This window comes from Polynucleobacter sp. AP-Capit-er-40B-B4, assembly GCF_018882245.1.
In the GTDB taxonomy this organism is placed as follows: Bacteria; Pseudomonadota; Gammaproteobacteria; order Burkholderiales; family Burkholderiaceae; genus Polynucleobacter.
Genome location: NZ_JACVOV010000001.1, coordinates 84,933 through 102,760, shown reverse-complemented (window position 1 = coordinate 102,760; position 17,828 = coordinate 84,933). Strand labels below are relative to the sequence as shown.

Genomic DNA, 17,828 nt, shown 5'->3' with positions numbered 1-17,828 from the left:
AAAAAGGGAGCACCACCCAAATTGGTCTCATGACGAAAATCAAGCAAATTTCTCTTACCATCCAGCAAATCGAGCTTGAATCAGACTTTGTTGTGAATCAGCCGTTTCTACAGCAGTTAGCCCAATCCCTAAATTCTGAAGCCCTTGAGACCTTGCTTGTTATGCACCCCATTGTCTTGCTTGAGGAGTCCTCTGCCGAATTCCTGGCTAACGGGGGAAGGGCAAAATATCAGGTAATTTGTGGAAAACCCCAACTTCTCCTAGCAAAAGCAATTTTGGGTCTGAAGACGAAGATCCCAGTTTGGCTTGTTGACGATGCCAAAACATCAAAATTGGTTGAATCGACTCAAGATCTATTAATCCCATTGTTTTTCTCTGGAAACAGACCTAAGGAGTTGCGAGAGAGAGTTAGAGCCCTCCCCAAAGATGAATTGGCCAAAATGGGCCCACCCCTTAACCTGCCTAAAAATTGGTCAAAGTTAATAGATTTAGCCTTTCAAGATCCCGATAAAAAAACAGAAGAGGTGCTCGGTTCGGCTAAGGCATTAAATATTGGGGAGTCGAGGACTGGTGGATAACGAAGAGTTACCCCAGATTCTCGAGGGGAAGGGCCCCCGTAAATCCCCTGCTAGGGATGAAGACAATCGAGCTCAATTTCTGTCTGCCTTTGCAAAATATGATGGTTTTGAGGCTTTGCACCAGCTGGCCGAAAGGTATCTCGATATTCCCAAATCTTTGGCCGGTCTTTGGCTGAACCTAGATAATTTGCCCGAAATTCTGACTTGTGCAAAACAGTGGAGTTTGGGTCAAGGGCCAATTTACACCCATGATCTAGATGAGATTTTTCATGATTTAGGACGGTGGATTGAGATTATTCAAGCAGAGCGTCAATCCCCTGAGCTCCAAAAGATATACCTTTTAAGCAAGGTTGAAAGAAGATGGGGCCCAGAAGCTGAGGGTGGTGGGGCGTCGAATAAGAAGCGGGTTTTGAAATCGATTGGCCCGCCATTTTGGGGGATTGAGGAGGAGCATCCCGTGTGGATGACTCTTTGGTACCGATCAGGTACGCCTCCCACTGAGGCTATTTATACGGTGCGTGATCAGGTCTATCGAGGCTTGCAAGGCTTGTATCTAAGCTCCTATATGAGGCTGTGCCGCTCCCATGAAGAAACGCAGTCAAAGTATTTTTACGGTAGCGACCTCTATGCTCGCTTGCGGGACTCCGGGCGCTTATTACGCAAAATTCATTCTATTGAGCATGGTTTTTTACTAGAACGCCTAAGCACGCATTGTTTTGCCTATAACAAGCCCAATGCGATGCATCAGGCGTTCTCGGATATTCACGCAAATCCTGAGGAATTATTCCGTCAGGAGTTTGCTGGGTTTGCCGATGTAGTCAATTTTGGGTATGTATTGAGGCATCCCAGTGAGTTTGCAAAAAAATTAGTTGATACCTTTTCTCTTCCTGGCGATAGAAAAAAGATCCCCCAAAGAAAACTGACGGATTCAAGGATTTATGAGGATCACCATTTATTTTGGATTGCCCAAGGTTTTCCCACTATCGCATCAAAGCGTAAGAATAATACCCGGCCCCATATCGAATGGATTGGTCCGGAAGTAGATGCAGTGGCGACTCTATTTGAGGAGGGTGCTCATCCCGGCGAGTATCTTGAGGCAGAAGAGATCTTTTTTGAGCCTGACGATTTTTTAGATCCTCCCTCTACCGAAGGCGGTCCACGAGAGCTGCCCCCATTAAATACCCTTTACGCTGCAGCTAGAGCTAGGTATCGAATGGAAATCATGAGGGCACAATCTTTTCGTAACCGTCTGGATCGTGCCAGAGTCCCGCTCTTTGTCAGGGTTATGGGGGCTTTGCAAGATCTTTATAGTCAAAGTTTATTGGATGGTAGCGACCAAGCTAAAGCTTTGCTTAATGAGACCGTCAAACTTTGCGCAGTAGCTTTATTTACTGGCCATAGCCTTAAAGAAGCGACCTCACTGCATTGTTTCACCTCTATTGAAGAGTTGCCATCTGAATGGAAGATTGCTTATTCAGATCAGTATCGTATTTGGCTTCGACCATACCCAGTGCCCGATAGAAATAAGAATGCTCGAGTCATTTTTAGCGACTCCGTTGCGGTGTCCCCTCGAATTGCCTTTTCGGACATATGGTCGGTGGGTCAATTACTTCCCAAAACTCGCAACAAGAAATGGTTCACCCAAGCTGAGGCGGTCTATAAAAAAGTTTTTATTACGCAGATAGTGCCTGCCTTAATTGAGGCGGGGGTTGATGAGGATTGGGTCGGGGTCGATAGCATTGGGGAGCTTTTGCCAAGCTGGTTCGAAGGTCTGGAAGAGGGGGAGTTGCTCAGAAACTGTGCTCTTTTTGGCAGAAGTAGCCCCCAGTCTGAGGTCCAGTCTCATTACGCCGCCCTAGATAGAGCGGTTTTGGATGATTACTACTGCAAGATTATGCGTAATCTCTGGAAGCAACTTCAAGTTGCTACGCCTGATGATCAAAAATTACTAAAAGAGGGCTCACTAGTAAACCCTCTCTTTTCTTTATCGAAGAATACTGCGCAGATTCCAAATAGTCTCACGGGCAATGATTGGGCTCCAAAAGTAGAGGGTATTAAAACACTCTTAGAAATGCTGCGTATTCAGATTATCGGTCATGATCAACAAGATCCGCATCAATATCACAACCTAGTAGCGGCCTATACAGGCATTACTCTGAGTATTGTTACGGCCTTTCGTAATGCCAATACTCCCATTTTGGATTTAGGTCTAATTGATCAGGAAACAGGCTTCTTGCATATGGAGGAGAAAGATCGGGACAACGGTTCGCATGCGCGCCTTGTGTGGATTCCTGACGATGTACGTGCTTGTGTAAGCGCCTATTTGAATCACCTCAAAAGATTATGGGTAACCCTTTCCTATCAAACCAGTCCAGAGCTCAAAGTCCCTGCGACGAAAAATCGCGACATCCGCATCTACGGCACCAAGTCATTTGCGCTGTCATTGCAAAGCTCACTCTTTCTTTTTGAAGAAGTGGGCGGCATATGGCAACCCAAGGAATTCTCGGGCAGAAGATTGCAAGCGCTATTGGATTCCCTGAAGTTGGGTTCTTGGCCGATCCCTAATAATGGGCGCCATTTTTTAGCAACAACTTTGTTTAATGAGAAGCAGAAAAGTTTTGCAACGGTGATTAAAACGTTGATGGGCCACTGGCAACTCGGGGAATCTCCTTGGGGGCCTGTTTCGGCGATGGATCCTTACCATCTACGAGAGGCGCTCAAAAGTCCATTTGAAAAATTATTGGGCAAAGAGGGCATTGATTTTCAGGTGATCGATTTTTAATCATGGCACGAGTCCAGATCTCTGATTTAGATCCCGATATTTGGGTGGGCTGGTCACATTTGGAGAAGTCATATCCCAAATTATCAGACAAAGCTCATGCCGAGCAGTCGATAAATTTAAGCGATCTAAGCGTGGACACGCTCAAAATCTTGTATCAGGTTCAGAAAAAAAATACTCAAATTCTCAAGTGCAAACCTGAGACTCTTAAATTAGACAAGTCTGCTATCAGGGCAATTCTTTTGGAGGTGAAGCACTCCGCAAAAACTGGCTCAGGATTTAAAGTGCGGCGTCGATTTTTAGAGGTAATTGAGGCCGGCAATACTCTGGGCCGTTTTGATATTCCCATTCCCTATGTGCCGGCACCGCTACCTCCTATGCCGCCATCCCCTTTTACTCATGAAAATATGAAAAAGAGGGCAAAGATTAGCCCTTTGCTTGAAGCTTTCAATCAATCTTTAAAAGAGACTCGGTGTACCGTAAGTTCGCAGGCTTGGTGGGGTCAAGTACTACTTTCGGCCATGTTAAATGGTGCATTGGTGGATAGTGTTTTCCTGATGGAACTTCTTAAATCTCTCGTGGAGGGGAGGCATGATCCGCAGCTACGCTGGGTTTCTTTATATCCCGTTAAAGGGAAAAACCCTCCCAAGCATCCCGTATTACGGCGCTGGTTTATTGACCCGGCAACCCGTTTAATCTTAGTTAGCTCTATCAATCAGCAAAAACTAGTAATGCCAGAACTCAAACGGATTTCTGATGGACAAAATGTTTATGGCTTGATTAGCGCCTATGCACAACACCATGAGTTTTCAGATAAGTTGCCCGGTGGAATTAACGCCCTTTTGGATGGGGTAAGGGCACGGCTTCATTTGCATATGCCTCCTTGGTTGGTTCAATATGCAAGCGATCGCCTTGTGAGTACCTCGCTACCCGAGCATGTTTGGGACCGATTGATTCATCCTCCTACCAAGTATTTCAGTAGCCTCACCAGTAGGGAGATGCCCGCCTTGGCAGGCCCCGTTTCTTTAGTAGATGATGCAGACGATCTGGAGCAAGAGGAGGGTGATGATGGTGAGCATGAGCAGGGTAACGCTCCGATCGAGCAAGATGAAATGCTTCCCTCGCAGTTGCGAGACTTGGGTGGCGTATTAAATTCGAAACTGGATGAGCCTCAAAAAAGGGTAAAGGCCTGGTTGGCTGCCAATGAGGGTGAGCTACTGCCAAGTGTCCGCATCCTGGGGTTATGGGCAGCGGAGTATCTTCTGGCCAAGGGTCGTGGACGAAGGGTTAAAAGACCGCGCACCACTTATCAAATGGTGAACTGCATTGCTGGGCGCTTAGTGGGGCAGCTGGGACATTTGGATTTAACGAAGTTAGGTGATGAGGAAGCCTATCTCGAAGTCTATCAAGTTGCTCTAGAGGACACACCTTCTAACGGTGTTCGCCGTATTGTGGGCCGGGCTCTTAAATCGCTACATCAGTATATGGAATCCAAGCATGGCGTATTGCCTTTAAGTGACCATGATATTTTTCGGGTAAGTGGTCGTGGTAATAGTGCTGTAGATACTAATCTGATTAGTTTGGATTCCTGCCTTCAAATTTCCAACCACCTTGAGCAAGAAATTAAAAAGCTCTATGGGGGTCTAGAAGGCAAGAATCCAAAAGTGAATGCTCTAGTCCAGCAACTTCAGGTTGCTCTGAGTTTGGGTTTTTTTTGTGGTTTGCGACGATCGGAGGTCTTGGGTTTACAAATTCAAGATATCGACTTTATTGAAGATGTCTCCATTACACAGGAAACCCCGCCTGAATTTTGGATTGAAATTTGTAAAAATGGATTGCGTGAACTTAAGTCACGTTCTGCTAATCGACTTTTGCCGGCTTTTGCTTTAATGCCTGCACATGCATTAATTGCAGTGCGCAATTTATGGGTGATTCGCCACCATCAAATTAGGTCAAGCGATAAAGCTCAAAATCCCGATGCCCATGATCCACTGAGGGCGATCACAGGGACTGAGCCCTTGTTTAACCTATTTGTTAAAAATGGCAAAGTCAATGATAGAGACCCCAATTTAGAGCGCCTCACCAAAGCGCTTAAGCATTTAAATGATGATGAAGGGCTACGGTTTCATCATCTACGACATAGTTTTGCCAACTGGCTTGCGGTGATTTTCTGGCTAGGCGAGCAGGGTAAAGGCGTCTTTTTGCCGGAATGGTTCTTGCCAACAGAGCATGATTCCAGAAGATTAATGATTTCTGCATTCGTGCGGCAATCATTGCTAGGATCAGCGCCAACCAATACGAGATCTATGCTTCAGATCAGTAGCTTGATGGGTCATGCGGGACTTGATATTACGATGGGCTCATACATCCACTTAGCGGATTTTATTTTAGGGCGCATGGCTTATAGACTGACGCCCCAATTGGATATTGCCACTTTAGGGCTTCTAAGTGGTTACTCGACTTCATATCTATACGAAATCGAGAGAAAACTATCGGTTGCTACGCCTCCTCAGATTAGGTCGGGCGTTTATTTGGATTCCATCTGTGATCGAATATTGCTGGAGGGAAAAAATATCGCTCCAGTCAAAAAGAAGTCGACAGTGAAATTTACAAAGTCATCGGCTGTAATTCCACCAAAGGAAATAACGGCAAAAACTTTGCAGGTTTTAGAGATTCTGAATTTCATTGAATATGCAAAAACTGTGCCATTACCTGAGAATGAAGATTCTGCTTTGTACCCGTTAAAGCTGGCGTCAGAGCGTTATGGCTATCGGTTGGAGGATTTGAATTTATGGATCCAGAAGCTACAAAGTCTTCCTCGTGGGGTATTGCGCTCAAGAGGGGTGCCACTAGCAAAGCCTAGAGCCGAGAGGCTAGTTGCCGATTTGGTTTCCAAACCTGAGCAAAAAAGTATTGCAATGGCAACTTGTGAATTACTGAAAAAGGTCTATCAAGGCGAAAAGCCAGAGCTTGGCAAAAAGCTAGCCTGTCAAAAGCGTGTCCATGAGTTATTGAGTGATTTCCTAGAGCTTTGGGTTGCGGGAACCCATCTTTCTATTGAGACTGATTCGTTGACAAAGGCTAAGCGCTGGCTTTGGTTTTTGCAGGAGTTAAAAGTTGGCAGCGCAATTGATATCACTCATACCCCATCGATTGGTAAGGATTTCCCATCCGCTAAGCGCCAGCGTCAATATTGGAAAGATCAGCTTGAGATAAGTCGGATTAAAGAGTCGGAGCCAAAAGTCTTCGATAGCACGAGGGGGAGGATTCGAGTAGATCTCGATTTAACTCAAATTTCCAAAGAGGCCGGCATGCCGCGATATGAAGGGGTTGCTGTGTTATTCGGTGTGAGGTCGGCATTATCTCTTTTAACTTTGGTTCAGTCGCCTTTCTAAGTTGAGACTTGTATTCTGTCTTTAAGGAGAGGCAAGCAGATTAACTGGTTTAGGTTACTAAGGGTTGTATGCCAAATACTTCCTTCTGGTGTAAATTGATATTAATTTTAATAATGCGGAGATTATCAAATTAGTCCATCGGAGGAATCATGATCATAGAATTGGAAGGTAAGGGCATAGTTTGTGATGTGTACTATCTCGCTCAGGATAAATTTTTGGCTTTAACTACTGATGCTGAACTCAAAAGCGTTGGCATATCATCTCTTGTAACAGAATATTGCGATTGCCATATTCCTGTGTCGCGTGGATTTTTTTTTAGACAATCCAGATACGACTTGCCATTTTATTAAAGATCTAGGCGAAAAGATTTCAGTGGCGATGGATGACTTTCGTTTGTTTGATGAAATTCTAGGCGAAAAAGAGAAAAGTGGCGCCCCAGAAGATGGAGATGACTTAGGCCTGGATTTTTTTACCGTTCAACTTCCTGTTGAATCTCTTGCGCCTAACGAAAACCAGGTCTGCCTTGTAGCCTATACAGAGTTCGAGCATGGGATGAGTGCAACAAATCTTCCCTTAGGCGCCACAGAAAGTCTAAAAGGGCTCCGGTTTATAACTAAGAGCGTAGATTGCGAGGGATTTGTAAGGCAGGCTACTTATGAAGAGAATATCGTCGGATCTGATGAATATAACCGTGCTGAACAGGCGATTATGGGTGTTGAGTTCCATGACCAGCAATTTTGGATTGCTCCGCCTGTATTTCAGAGCGCGCGTAACAGAGTATGGCTGTACAAATTCGATGAGGGTGAGCAGAATCACCAGCTTGACTTCGTGGCAAGTAAAAAAATCAGATGGTTATCTGCCTCAGATGATCAAAGTAAAACTCGCATTAATGGATAAGGTTTAAGGGTTACTGAGTGAAATTCTTGTTTTAAGAAGTAGAGGGTAAATCGAGATGACTAAGTTTGACTGGGCCATCATAATCATTTGATTTGGCGCCAATCACATTATTTAAAAACGAAAGCTTGAAATCGTGATAGGTTTGATCGAAAATTTCGTTATATGGGTTAAAAGAATAGTAGTTTTTATGACTTGGCAATATTGGAGGAGGGTGGAAATGGATTACGAAAAGGCATTCCAGGATTTGTATGATTATTATGAGCGGGCTATTTCTAATGGGGATATAAACGGGGATGATTTTGACAGGGTTGAAAGCATTCTGTCTATTGTTTGGCAGTTGGAAGAGCCCGATACAATCTCGGGAATATTCGACGGGCTTGATAACGATACTAACAAGGCGCAATTTCTAGAGGATTTCAAGAGCGCGGTTGAGGTGGTTAACGGCGAGTCCGAGACTCCCGATGAAGAATTGGCTGATAAAGTTATCCTCGATCGAACTCTTTAAAATCTTACAATGGATTGTAGGCTCGATGAAGTGCTGGTATGCAGCTCGCCTTTATTTGAAGGGCTGTTTCAGTCGGTAACAGCATCCTACAAACGAAGGCTTATAACCATATGAGGATAATATTTTTATGCCAATTTAATAGCGTGGAAAATAAGGCAAAAAATTATAAAGTCGCTAGGGGTTGCTAAAAACACCATTGCATCAATCCATATGAAGATCAATAATTTTATGCGCATGACGTCCAATTAAGTCGCCATACTTTAAATTAATTGATTCCTTAAAAAAATCTCTAATTGAGATTAATGGAAGAATAATTTTTACTCCCGCAGAGTGACTGCATAGGTGGGTGAATTGATTTATTTAGCAAGCAGATGTGGAGGCGGTGGAAGTTTAGCTTCTTGACAAATTCTCAGTTGCAACTCGCGTACCTTTCCTGGGGAGTCGTAGATGCTACTTCCCAATTTATACGATAAGTTACCGCGAGGGTAGAACCAAAGGCCTTGCAAGTTTTGAATGGGGACAAGCCATACCAAGGAATCAAAACTACAGTTTATGTCATATTCTCTGAGGCTCAAGGTGTGGAGATTTCTTAGCTGATTGATTGATGCGAGATCGAAAATAGATTCCGTTTTATTACCCCAATAACTTGAAGGTCCTTTAATTTGTAAATTGATAGACTTCAATTTATTAAGGGCTTCCTTAAAGGCTTTAGGTAGCGTAGCAGATGTTTTGGGGTTATTTTTTTCTAAAATAATTTCATGTAAATTAATATCAATGGTTATCTGGGGTATGTTGATGATCGCACTTATATCGGTTATTGATAACGGCATTCCTATAAATTCAAGCATGCTACATGGCGGTAACCCCTTGAGTGTATTAAGCTGAGTGCAATAGTTGGCTATTACCTTTTTAAGGGTAGCCGGGGGTTCGCCCAAATCAGTAAGCGCAGAACAGCCCTCGGCTGAAATTGACTCCAAGGATTTAGAGAATGCAATGCCATCAAGCTTTGACAAAGATTTGCTTCCGTCACACACTAAACTTTTTAATGATTCTGGTAATTTTCCTAAGGACTTAAGTGAATCACAGTCCTTAAGAGTGATCTCGGTCACCGAGCTAGACCAAGATTGAGGCATTTCTTCAACACCACTTTTACTTAGGTCAATAGTTTTCAAGTTTGATAAAGCCCCAAGAGGCCTAGCATCCTGCAAGCTTGAGCAATTATTAAAATCAATTTCTTTTAATGCTGGCATTGAAATAACATCTTTTAGACTTACTAATCCGCTGTTAGTTGCGTTGAGATTTGATACTTTTGATAGTTGCGGAAGGCCGCTAAAGTTTTTGAGGCTTTTTGTATTCGTAAGGGACAGATGGGTGATTAAGTCATTTGATAATGGAAAGTATTCAAGGGAAGTCAGTGAAATACAACCATCCAAGGAAAACTCAAAATTACCACTGTAATTGGCTTTATATTCCAGAGGGAGTTTCTCTAAGCCCTTTAGAGATAGCAGGTTTTTACAGTTCTCAATATTTAGAGTGTGCAATGACTTACAGCTGGCTAGGGGCTCTAGAGAGCAGATGCTTTCACATTGCTGTAAATTAAGTGCTTCTAGCTTGGTGGCCTCGGCCAGAGGGTCTAGATGCGCCACTTGTTTGCATCCTTCTAGGTTGAACTCTAGAAGATTAGGAGCGCAGGCTTTGATTCCTTCAAGATTCACCAGCGATTCATTTTCCTGAAGGCTTAAAGATGTAATTTCAGGCGATTGCATGAGGGCTGAGATGTCTTCCATCTGAATTGAGCTCAGATCCACTTCCTTTAGCTTTGGTGCAATTAGACCCTGAAGTGTTTTAAGTCCACCCAGAGGATTCCAGCGACGTCCTGTTATCTTAAGAGTTTTGAGTTTAGGCATCGGACCAAATTTTGATAGGTCAGGCGCAATTCCATCGATAGGAGTTAAGCATAACGTTTCTAGATTTGACAGCCCTTCAAGCGGAGGAGCCGTGGATGCCAGGGTTAGATTTAGTTCGGTAATCTTCTCTCGAATGATTGCAAGTGGGCTACCGCCTTTAGCTTTGCCCATCAAGCCAAAGAGTGCGAAATCTAGATATGGCTGCGCGGGGCCGGTGCCCGTAAAGCGTTTCCCGCGCTCTAGTTTGCCGTCTTTAACGCTCACACCCTCATGCAAAACTTCAAGACCGCCTTCAACAACCGATGAAAGCTCTAGACCCATTAAGATATCAGCAAAATTGCGCGAAGATAGTAATTTCCAAGCGGAACTTAGGTCTGACTTTAGTGGCCTGGCTGGCTTGGCACGTGGCAAGAGACGTCTATCATCAATTTCGATTGTTTTGGAATTGATTCCAGGGGGGAGCCCTTTGATTGGCTTAAGGTTCGAGCATCCGCTTAGAGATAGGGATGTGACATGTGATCTCCAGATTTCAGGAAGCTTTTCAAGCTTCACACAGTTTTTAATAGAGATAATGCGTAGATTTTTAAGTGAACCTAATGCGCAAGCATCAACCAGCTCTGGACATGAGGTAATCTCTAATTCTTCCAGATGAATTAACTTCGCTAGAGCGGTAAGATCGGCTATTTTAGCCTCACTAATTTTTAGTTTCTTAATTGAGCCAGCAGAGGCTTTTAGACCATCAATACTCACCAACGCTTTTGCATCATTGATTGAAAATTCGACCACGTTAGGGCTAAGCGGTGGCAAGCCATCTAGTGATTTCAGCGATTTCATGTTGTTGAGATAAAGCCAGGATCCAGGCTTTTGACCAAAATTTTCTTGTGAGCTCGTTAGTTCGCGAAGAGGGATACCTTGAAGTGATTCAAGGCTTTCGCAATCACTGAAGTCTAGCGTGCGCAGCTTGCTCAGTTTTTTTAAATCACCAAGGTCTTTGATTTGTTTTAACTCAGCTATCTGCAAATGTTCGATGTTTATGGCTTCGCGGAGTGGGGCAAGGGATTGTAGGTCGCGGCAATAGCTTAAATCCACTTCTTTAAGCGAGGCTGCGCTCGATGTCAGTGCGCTTATAGTGGTGATATCTATACCTCTTAGGCAGAGATACGTTAACTTAGTGCAAGCTGTAAGCGCGCTGACGTCATGTAGGCACATATGAGGTGAAGATAAATACTCAAGCTGATTTGCATGTAACCCATTCAGGGTTTCAAGGATAGGATTGTCAGATCCATACAATGTTGTATGCCTTTCAAAGCTAAGCTTTTTAAGTTTTGGCATTGGACCAAGAGGCAATAAATCCGGACTCCTAAACTCAGGCGTGAACTTAAGTTCTAGCTCTTCCAGGGATCTGAATGTCTCCAATGTGGGAAGTACAGGTGAAATACAGCTTAGTTTTTTAATTTGGTTGCGGATATCGTAGGCCGGGGTTCCCTTGGGCGCTAGGCTCAGCTGTAATAGCAACAGGGCATCTAACATCGGCTGTGTTTTAGGATTACCCGTAAAGCGTTTGCCTTTAATTAATTCCCCAGTAGATTGATTGATGCCGATCTCATCTAGCACCCCATCGAGAGGTTTCCCAAGTGCCTTGGCAAGCTCTAGCCCCTGCTTTAGTCCTCCCAATTCCTTTTCTAGGCATAGTTTAAATATGCGTGAAGCTTCAGGTTTTAGTGGTTTTAGACGGACTTCACTGGATGTAGGCATGCTTGATTCCGATTCTTCGATTTCGCGGGTTGTAATCCTAATTTAGTATAAAAGTGGTTTACCAGAAATTTTCTCTGGGTTAGGATGTTTTTGACTTCCTTTACCTTTAAATCCATTAGGAGGCTTTAATGTATAAATATGCCATATGGGCTCGAATTAATGAACTTCAAACTGTAAATACGATTGTTTGGGCTGATAATGATTTTGCTGCCAAGCAAATAGCAGAAGCTCAGTTTGGTGTTGGTAATGTACTGGGTTACTCGAGAGTCGAAGATTAGTCTGTTTTTGGATTTGGCAGTCCGATTTGGTTGCCACCAGATTTGCCTTACCTTCGATTTGTTGCACTTTTGAGTAAAACTGCAGAATAAGTCTAGAATAATAGCTTTAATATTTAGAATTAAAGAAAGGCTTTTATCAGATGGCAAAACCAATAGTAGCCTCTCTTTCGGGTAAGGAGTATTCCTTTAATCTAAGTAAAATTGATCGAACCAAGATATATGGTTCAAAGAAGCGGGTGGCATTGGACTCTCAAGGCCGGTTTTGTACCCGCGCGGCATTAAGTTCCGATGGCGCGCACCTGCTGCTAACGGGTATGACAGCCCAAGCATATTTTAAGCAAGACGGTCATTTAGTCGCTAGGCAAGAAATGGTTGGCATAACACCAGACGGAAAACTTGTCGAACAGATGCCTTCAACATTAGGGGTTGCTCAAAATTTAGAGGGCCCAGTAAATCCTTCTGAAGTTCTGAGTCTTGAAGTTGAAGGCATATATTTCTTAGAGTCAATTGACCCTGCCAGTGAATTATTAGATAAGTTAAATTCAGGCGAGATTTATAAACTCCCAATTAATTACACTGCTGGACTAGAGATGGAGACCGGATATCTCATGGCTAACGATGAGGGTTGTTTTGCTATCGTAGGAAAGCCCGCACAAACACAATGGATTGAGTCGGCAACGCTGTTTGAGTCGGTAGAAGCGGCTGATGATGCCGATGATCTTGATTTTGAGTCTATGTAAATGGAGCGAAAATAATGACAAACTCTATTCATATTGCTAATGCCAAAGGTAGGGATGCAACAGTTGGTCTTTTGCACATAAAAGCTCCTGAAGGACCCAAGCTCGGTGTGCCTAATGAGCACCTTAATTTTCAGCGCTATATTGCAGCAACAGAATCAACGACTCACGAGGCGCTAACAAAGCAGTTCGGTGAAATCTATTCGCAGCAATTAATCGCTGGCGATCCCGAAATAGATACTGAGGCTGTAGGCCTAAAGATTGAACATTCTCAAACGGTTTATTTGGACGGTGATAAATCTCTTCTGTATATAGAACCCAGTTTTATTGAGTTAGTTTTGAATCCAGATGGATCTGAAAAAGAGCGACGCACCCCAGTTGAAGTGGACATGAATATTAATGGCGAAGTGCCAGTACGTTTCTCAGGACGCCTTGTGCCGATTAAGGATGCGGTTAGACGCTTTGCTTTTAAACGCAAAGTTCAGTTACATCATGTGGACGGACTGACCTTTGATTTTCTGTATGAAATTGCTCGGGATTTGGAGGCTCAAAATTCGCTAATGGTGATTGGGGCTGGTGATAAAGGGGCTCAGCCACTGATTTTTCAGGCAAATGGCAAGCCCTATCGTGGTTTTTTGGAAGGCAAGACGAAAGATAAGAGTTACCAACTCGTGCTGCACTTAAGTGAAATGGAATTAAAAAAACCAGCCATCTCTAAAAAAGTCGATAACGAAGGAGATACGGCATGAGTGATTCTTTAATTTCCGGGGGCGATGCTTTTGGCGCTGGAATAGCCAATGCTCAACTGCAAGACTTCGATTTAATAGATCACCTCAGGAGTTATAAAAAACGAGTGGCTGGTAATTATCGGGCAGTATTGCCTGAGGATATCGGCACTTTACCGAGCAATGGTTTGTTGGTCTCAACAAAAATTGATGGTGAATTATGGTTTTTAATAGCCCACTCTGGAGAAGTATTTTTTTCGAACCCCAGAGGACGTGTCATTACTGGTAAATTACCCATCTTCAATGGGGTGAAGAAATTACCTGACGGCACGATTATTGCAGGGGAGTTGCACGTTAAAGTTGAAGGTGGCCGTTGCCGCGTAGGAGATTTATCTGCACTTATTGGTGAGGGTGCTAAAGCAGATCCCTCCAAATTGTGCTTTGGTGCTTTTGACCTCGTTAAGTCTCTAGATGTGGATATTCAAGATGTTTATACAGAGCGCTTAGCTGAATTAAAGAAATTATTAACACCTACTGATAACTTATTTGTAATTGATAGTCAAGAGCTTGATCGCAAGCAGTTATCCGAGAAATTTGAATCTGAGGTGGTAACTGGAAAGAGTGAGGGATTAATTGCACGCCTCACCACGGGCCTTATCTATAAATTAAAACCCGCGATTACGATTGATGCTGTAGTAATCGCCTATACGCCCAATGGTGATATGGCTCGCTCCCTATTACTTGGTCTGATGATGCCAGACGGTAAGATTCAAATATTTGGAGGGTGCGGGAATATTGGGTCTGATGAAGATCGCAAGGATCTTTTAAAGAAGTTAACTCCACTAAATATCTCAACGAATCTTCGGTACGCTAGTGATGGGGGGAGTTTATACACCTTTGTGCAGCCTCAAATAGTTGTGGAGCTTAAAGTAACCGACATACAAGCAGATCATTCTGATGGCAGCGCGTCTAAAGCGATGCTGCTGGAGTTTTCTGAAAACCAATGGAAAAACTTGGGTATGGCTAATTGCCCAAGGCCTATCCATCCAGTATTAGTGGGAATTAGAGGGGACAAATTAGCAAATCCAGTTGATATTCGTTTTGAGCAAGTAAAGACATATGCAGTAACTGAAGTTGCAAAACCAAAAAGTAAAGATTTTCCAAGGAGTGCTGTCATTCGTCGTGAAGTTTGGACCAAAGAAACTAAAGGCGTGACAGCAGTTAGAAAGTTAGTTGTCTGGAAGACTAATAAACAGGAAGTAGATGATGGATTTCCTGGTTATGTCGTGCACTGGACAGACTACAGTCCGGGTAGAGCCAGTCCCTTAGATCGGGATGTGAAATTGGCTCCAGATGAAAAAACCGCAATGACTTTAGCTGATTCTATGGTGGAAGCGAATATCAAAAAGGGTTGGGAAAAGCACCCTTAATAAAAACAGACCATGTTAATTTTAAAAAAATGGCAGAAGATAGTAATGAGGCTAAAAATAAATTGTCAGAAGATCTAAATGGCTAGCCTAAGCAAATCAAAGATCCTACTTTATCTTCAATGCCCTAAAAGGCTATGGTTAAGCATTAATCGCCCCGATTTGGTTGATATTATCCCTGCCACTAAGGAACGTTTTGCTGAGGGCAATAAAGTTGGGGATATTGCTCGCTACAATCACCCTGGTGGCGTGTTTATTGACACTCGCATAGAGGCCGAGGCCCTCTCTCTAACTGCAAACGCTCGTGAGCGCCATCTTGCTATCTTTGAGGCTGCTTTTTTAGTGGAAGATGTTCTTATTCGGGCAGACTTATTATTGCCTAATAGAGAAGGTTATCGCCTGGTGGAGGTGAAGTCATCCACTGAGGTAAAGCAATACCACATTGATGATGCGGCCGTCCAAACTTGGGCAATGACTAAATCGGGGTGTGAGCCAAATCAAGTAGCCGTTGCATACATCAATAATCAATTTGTATATCAAGGTGATGGCAACTACTTTGACCTATTTACTGAGGGTGATTTGAGTAACGAAGTCAAGGAGCGTCTACCGGATGTAGAAGGTTGGGTACATGATGCTAAAAAAATACTAGCATTAAGTTCCGCTCCAAATATTGCTCCTGGTACTCAGTGTAAAGAGCCATTTTTATGCGATTTTTACAATTACTGCAATCCTCCAGAGGAGGAAGCGCTCTATCCGGTAGATATCTTGCCTTATGGTCGTAAAAAAGCAGACGAATTAAGGGCTAAAGGGTACAAAGATCTTCGCAATGTTCCGTCTGAACTTTTGGAAGATCCTAGGCATATTAAAGTACATACTGCTTCAGTCAGTGGAGTGTCTTCTTTAGAACCCGAGGCAACAAGGCAAATTAATGAGCTGCCTTATCCGAGGTATTACCTTGATTTTGAAACAGTTGCCTTTGCGGTGCCAATCTGGAAGGGTACCCGTCCTTACATGCAGATTCCATTTCAATGGTCTTGCCATATCGAGAATCAGGATGGCACTATTGCTCATCATGAGTTTTTGGACATATCGGGCAATGATCCGCGTTTAGAATTTGCCGAAACATTGGTTAGTGCTCTAGGTAATGGCGGGGTGGTGATTGTCTATAGCGCTGGCTTCGAGGGTGCCCGTCTTAAAGAACTTGCCGAAGAATTCCCATTATTATCGAATTACTTGCTAGCCATTAAAGAGCGCTTCTTTGACTTATTGCCTTTAGCCCGAAACTATTATTATCATCCTGATATGAAGGGGTCTTGGTCAATTAAGCATGTTTTGCCAACGATTGCACCAGAATTAAATTATTCAAAACTTGAAGTAAGTGATGGAACAGTGGCGCAAGAGGCTTATAAGGAAGTGATGAACCTTACCACCTCAATTGAGAGGAGGGAGCATTTGCGTAAAGAAATGCTCAAATATTGCAAGCAAGATACTTGGGCAATGGTCAAAATTGTTGAGGCATGGCGTAAATGACTAAATTTTTGAGTGCTGAGAATTTTCCGTTGGGGCTCTGGTGTTCAGTCTCTCGAAGGGCTGGAAGACGTGCCCATTAAAAAATTAGAAGTGATTTATAGTTTTAAAGCAAAAAATACATTCAAACTTAAAGATCTCATTTGCCTAAAAGGGCCAAGCGATGACCCTAAATTTGAAATTTCAGAATTTACTATCCGAAAGGGATATCAATGAGCGTTTACGGCGAAACATTAAATGCCCAAGACTTAGATGAGTTTTTGGCATATTTGCTCGACTCTAATCTTAAAAATGAGACTGAAACTGGTAATAGGCCAACCCCTATTTGCGTCTGGGGAAAGCATGGTCTTGGTAAAACTGCTTCTGTAGTAGATTTCGCTAAAAAGCGAGGGTGGAAGTTAGCATATTGTGCTCCAGCTCAGTTTGAAGAGATGGGGGACTTTCATGGACTTCCTATTAAATCTCAGGCAAGTAATGAAACGGTGTATCTTCCTCCGGATTGGGTGCCCAAGGAGGAAGGTCCTGGAATACTTTTGCTCGATGATATTAATCGTGCAGACGATCGAATCTTGCGTGGTTTAATGCAACTCTTGCAGAACTTTGAAATGTTTTCTTGGAAATTGCCTTCTAAATGGCAGATAGTCTGCACCGCCAATCCAGAAGATGATGAATATTCTGTGACCACTATGGACGAGGCAATGTTAACAAGGATGCTGCATACCAACATGGTCTTTGACGTCAAGGCTTGGGCAGCATGGGCAGTAGCTAACAAGGTTGACTCTAGAGGAATCAATTTTGTCCTCACCTATCCAGAATCAGTTACTGGTAAGCGCACAACACCAAGGTCTTTAGTTCAAGTTTTTTCCCAGATATCAGGTATTAGCAATCTGAAGCAAGAAATAAAGAAGGTCGGTACGATCATGCGAAGCGGTCTTGATGAATCCACCGTTAGTTCATTTTTAGCTTTTGTTAATTCTGATTTGGAATTTTTGGTGAGCGCCGAAGAGATCTTAGAGGCAAAGACTTTTGATGAGGTGAGGTCAAAGGTAGTTGCGGCTGCCAAGGGTAAGGGTGGAACGGTACGGCTTGATCGACTTTCCGTTATTTGTACCCGTCTAGTTCTGGCGATCGCTGGATCAGATTACGCTAAGCCCTCAGCCAAAAATAAGGCGAATATTGTTTCGTTTTTAATGATGTCTGAACTTCCTGCGGATCTTCGCTTTAGTGTTCATCGCGATATCGTGTCACTTCCAGATCAAAGACCAACCCTAGTTCAAGATCCTGCTCTGGCAAAACTAGTCTTGCAAACTGTTTAGGT

At 43.3% G+C, this 17,828-nt stretch carries 12 protein-coding genes; 11 read left to right on the top strand and 1 reads right to left on the bottom strand.

Annotation, left to right across the window (positions count from 1 at the left end):
- Positions 1 to 29: 29 nt before the first annotated feature.
- From ICN19_RS00415 to ICN19_RS00395, 5 genes are all read left to right on the top strand, one after another.
- Positions 30 to 578, top strand: a complete 549-nt coding sequence (locus tag ICN19_RS00415; RefSeq protein ID WP_216244775.1) for a hypothetical protein — start codon at positions 30 to 32, stop codon at positions 576 to 578.
- The gene (locus ICN19_RS00410; RefSeq protein ID WP_216244774.1) at positions 571 to 3,360 is read left to right on the top strand and encodes a hypothetical protein; all 2,790 of its coding nucleotides are present in this window, start codon (positions 571 to 573) and stop codon (positions 3,358 to 3,360) included. The genes ICN19_RS00415 and ICN19_RS00410 overlap by 8 nt, the downstream gene beginning before the upstream one ends.
- 2 nt (positions 3,361 to 3,362) lie before the next feature.
- On the top strand, positions 3,363 to 6,752 hold the full coding sequence (locus tag ICN19_RS00405; protein ID WP_216244773.1) for a tyrosine-type recombinase/integrase: 3,390 nt from the start codon (positions 3,363 to 3,365) through the stop codon (positions 6,750 to 6,752).
- Positions 6,753 to 7,055: 303 nt separating this feature from the next.
- Positions 7,056 to 7,649: a hypothetical protein gene (locus tag ICN19_RS00400; protein ID WP_216244772.1), complete on the top strand. Its 594-nt coding sequence runs from the start codon at positions 7,056 to 7,058 to the stop codon at positions 7,647 to 7,649.
- A 217-nt stretch (positions 7,650 to 7,866) separates the two neighbouring features.
- Positions 7,867 to 8,154 (top strand): hypothetical protein, encoded by a 288-nt coding sequence (locus ICN19_RS00395; RefSeq protein ID WP_216244770.1) that lies wholly within the window; start codon positions 7,867 to 7,869, stop codon positions 8,152 to 8,154.
- Between the two features lie 356 nt (positions 8,155 to 8,510).
- Here ICN19_RS00395 and ICN19_RS00390 read toward each other — a convergent pair whose 3' ends face one another.
- Positions 8,511 to 11,816 carry a hypothetical protein gene (locus ICN19_RS00390; RefSeq protein WP_216244768.1) on the bottom strand — a complete coding sequence of 1,102 codons (3,306 nt, stop codon included), beginning with the start codon at positions 11,814 to 11,816 and terminating at the stop codon, positions 8,511 to 8,513.
- 128 nt (positions 11,817 to 11,944) lie between these two features.
- Between ICN19_RS00390 and ICN19_RS00385 the strand changes: the two genes are divergently transcribed.
- From ICN19_RS00385 to ICN19_RS00360, 6 genes are all read left to right on the top strand, one after another.
- On the top strand, positions 11,945 to 12,094 hold the full coding sequence (locus ICN19_RS00385; RefSeq protein WP_216244766.1) for a hypothetical protein: 150 nt from the start codon (positions 11,945 to 11,947) through the stop codon (positions 12,092 to 12,094).
- Positions 12,095 to 12,234: 140 nt separating this feature from the next.
- Positions 12,235 to 12,834 (top strand): hypothetical protein, encoded by a 600-nt coding sequence (locus tag ICN19_RS00380; protein WP_216244764.1) that lies wholly within the window; start codon positions 12,235 to 12,237, stop codon positions 12,832 to 12,834.
- A gap of 14 nt (positions 12,835 to 12,848) precedes the next feature.
- On the top strand, positions 12,849 to 13,580 hold the full coding sequence (locus tag ICN19_RS00375) for a hypothetical protein (RefSeq protein ID WP_216244762.1): 732 nt from the start codon (positions 12,849 to 12,851) through the stop codon (positions 13,578 to 13,580).
- On the top strand, positions 13,577 to 14,986 hold the full coding sequence (locus ICN19_RS00370) for a hypothetical protein (protein ID WP_216244761.1): 1,410 nt from the start codon (positions 13,577 to 13,579) through the stop codon (positions 14,984 to 14,986). Before ICN19_RS00375 ends, ICN19_RS00370 begins: the two co-directional genes overlap by 4 nt.
- Before the next feature lie 159 nt (positions 14,987 to 15,145).
- Positions 15,146 to 16,513: a DUF2779 domain-containing protein gene (locus tag ICN19_RS00365; RefSeq protein WP_255536890.1), complete on the top strand. Its 1,368-nt coding sequence runs from the start codon at positions 15,146 to 15,148 to the stop codon at positions 16,511 to 16,513.
- Between the two features lie 209 nt (positions 16,514 to 16,722).
- Positions 16,723 to 17,826, top strand: coding sequence for an ATP-binding protein (locus ICN19_RS00360; RefSeq protein ID WP_216244759.1), 1,104 nt, complete (start codon positions 16,723 to 16,725; stop codon positions 17,824 to 17,826).
- The last annotated feature ends 2 nt before the right edge of the window (positions 17,827 to 17,828 follow it).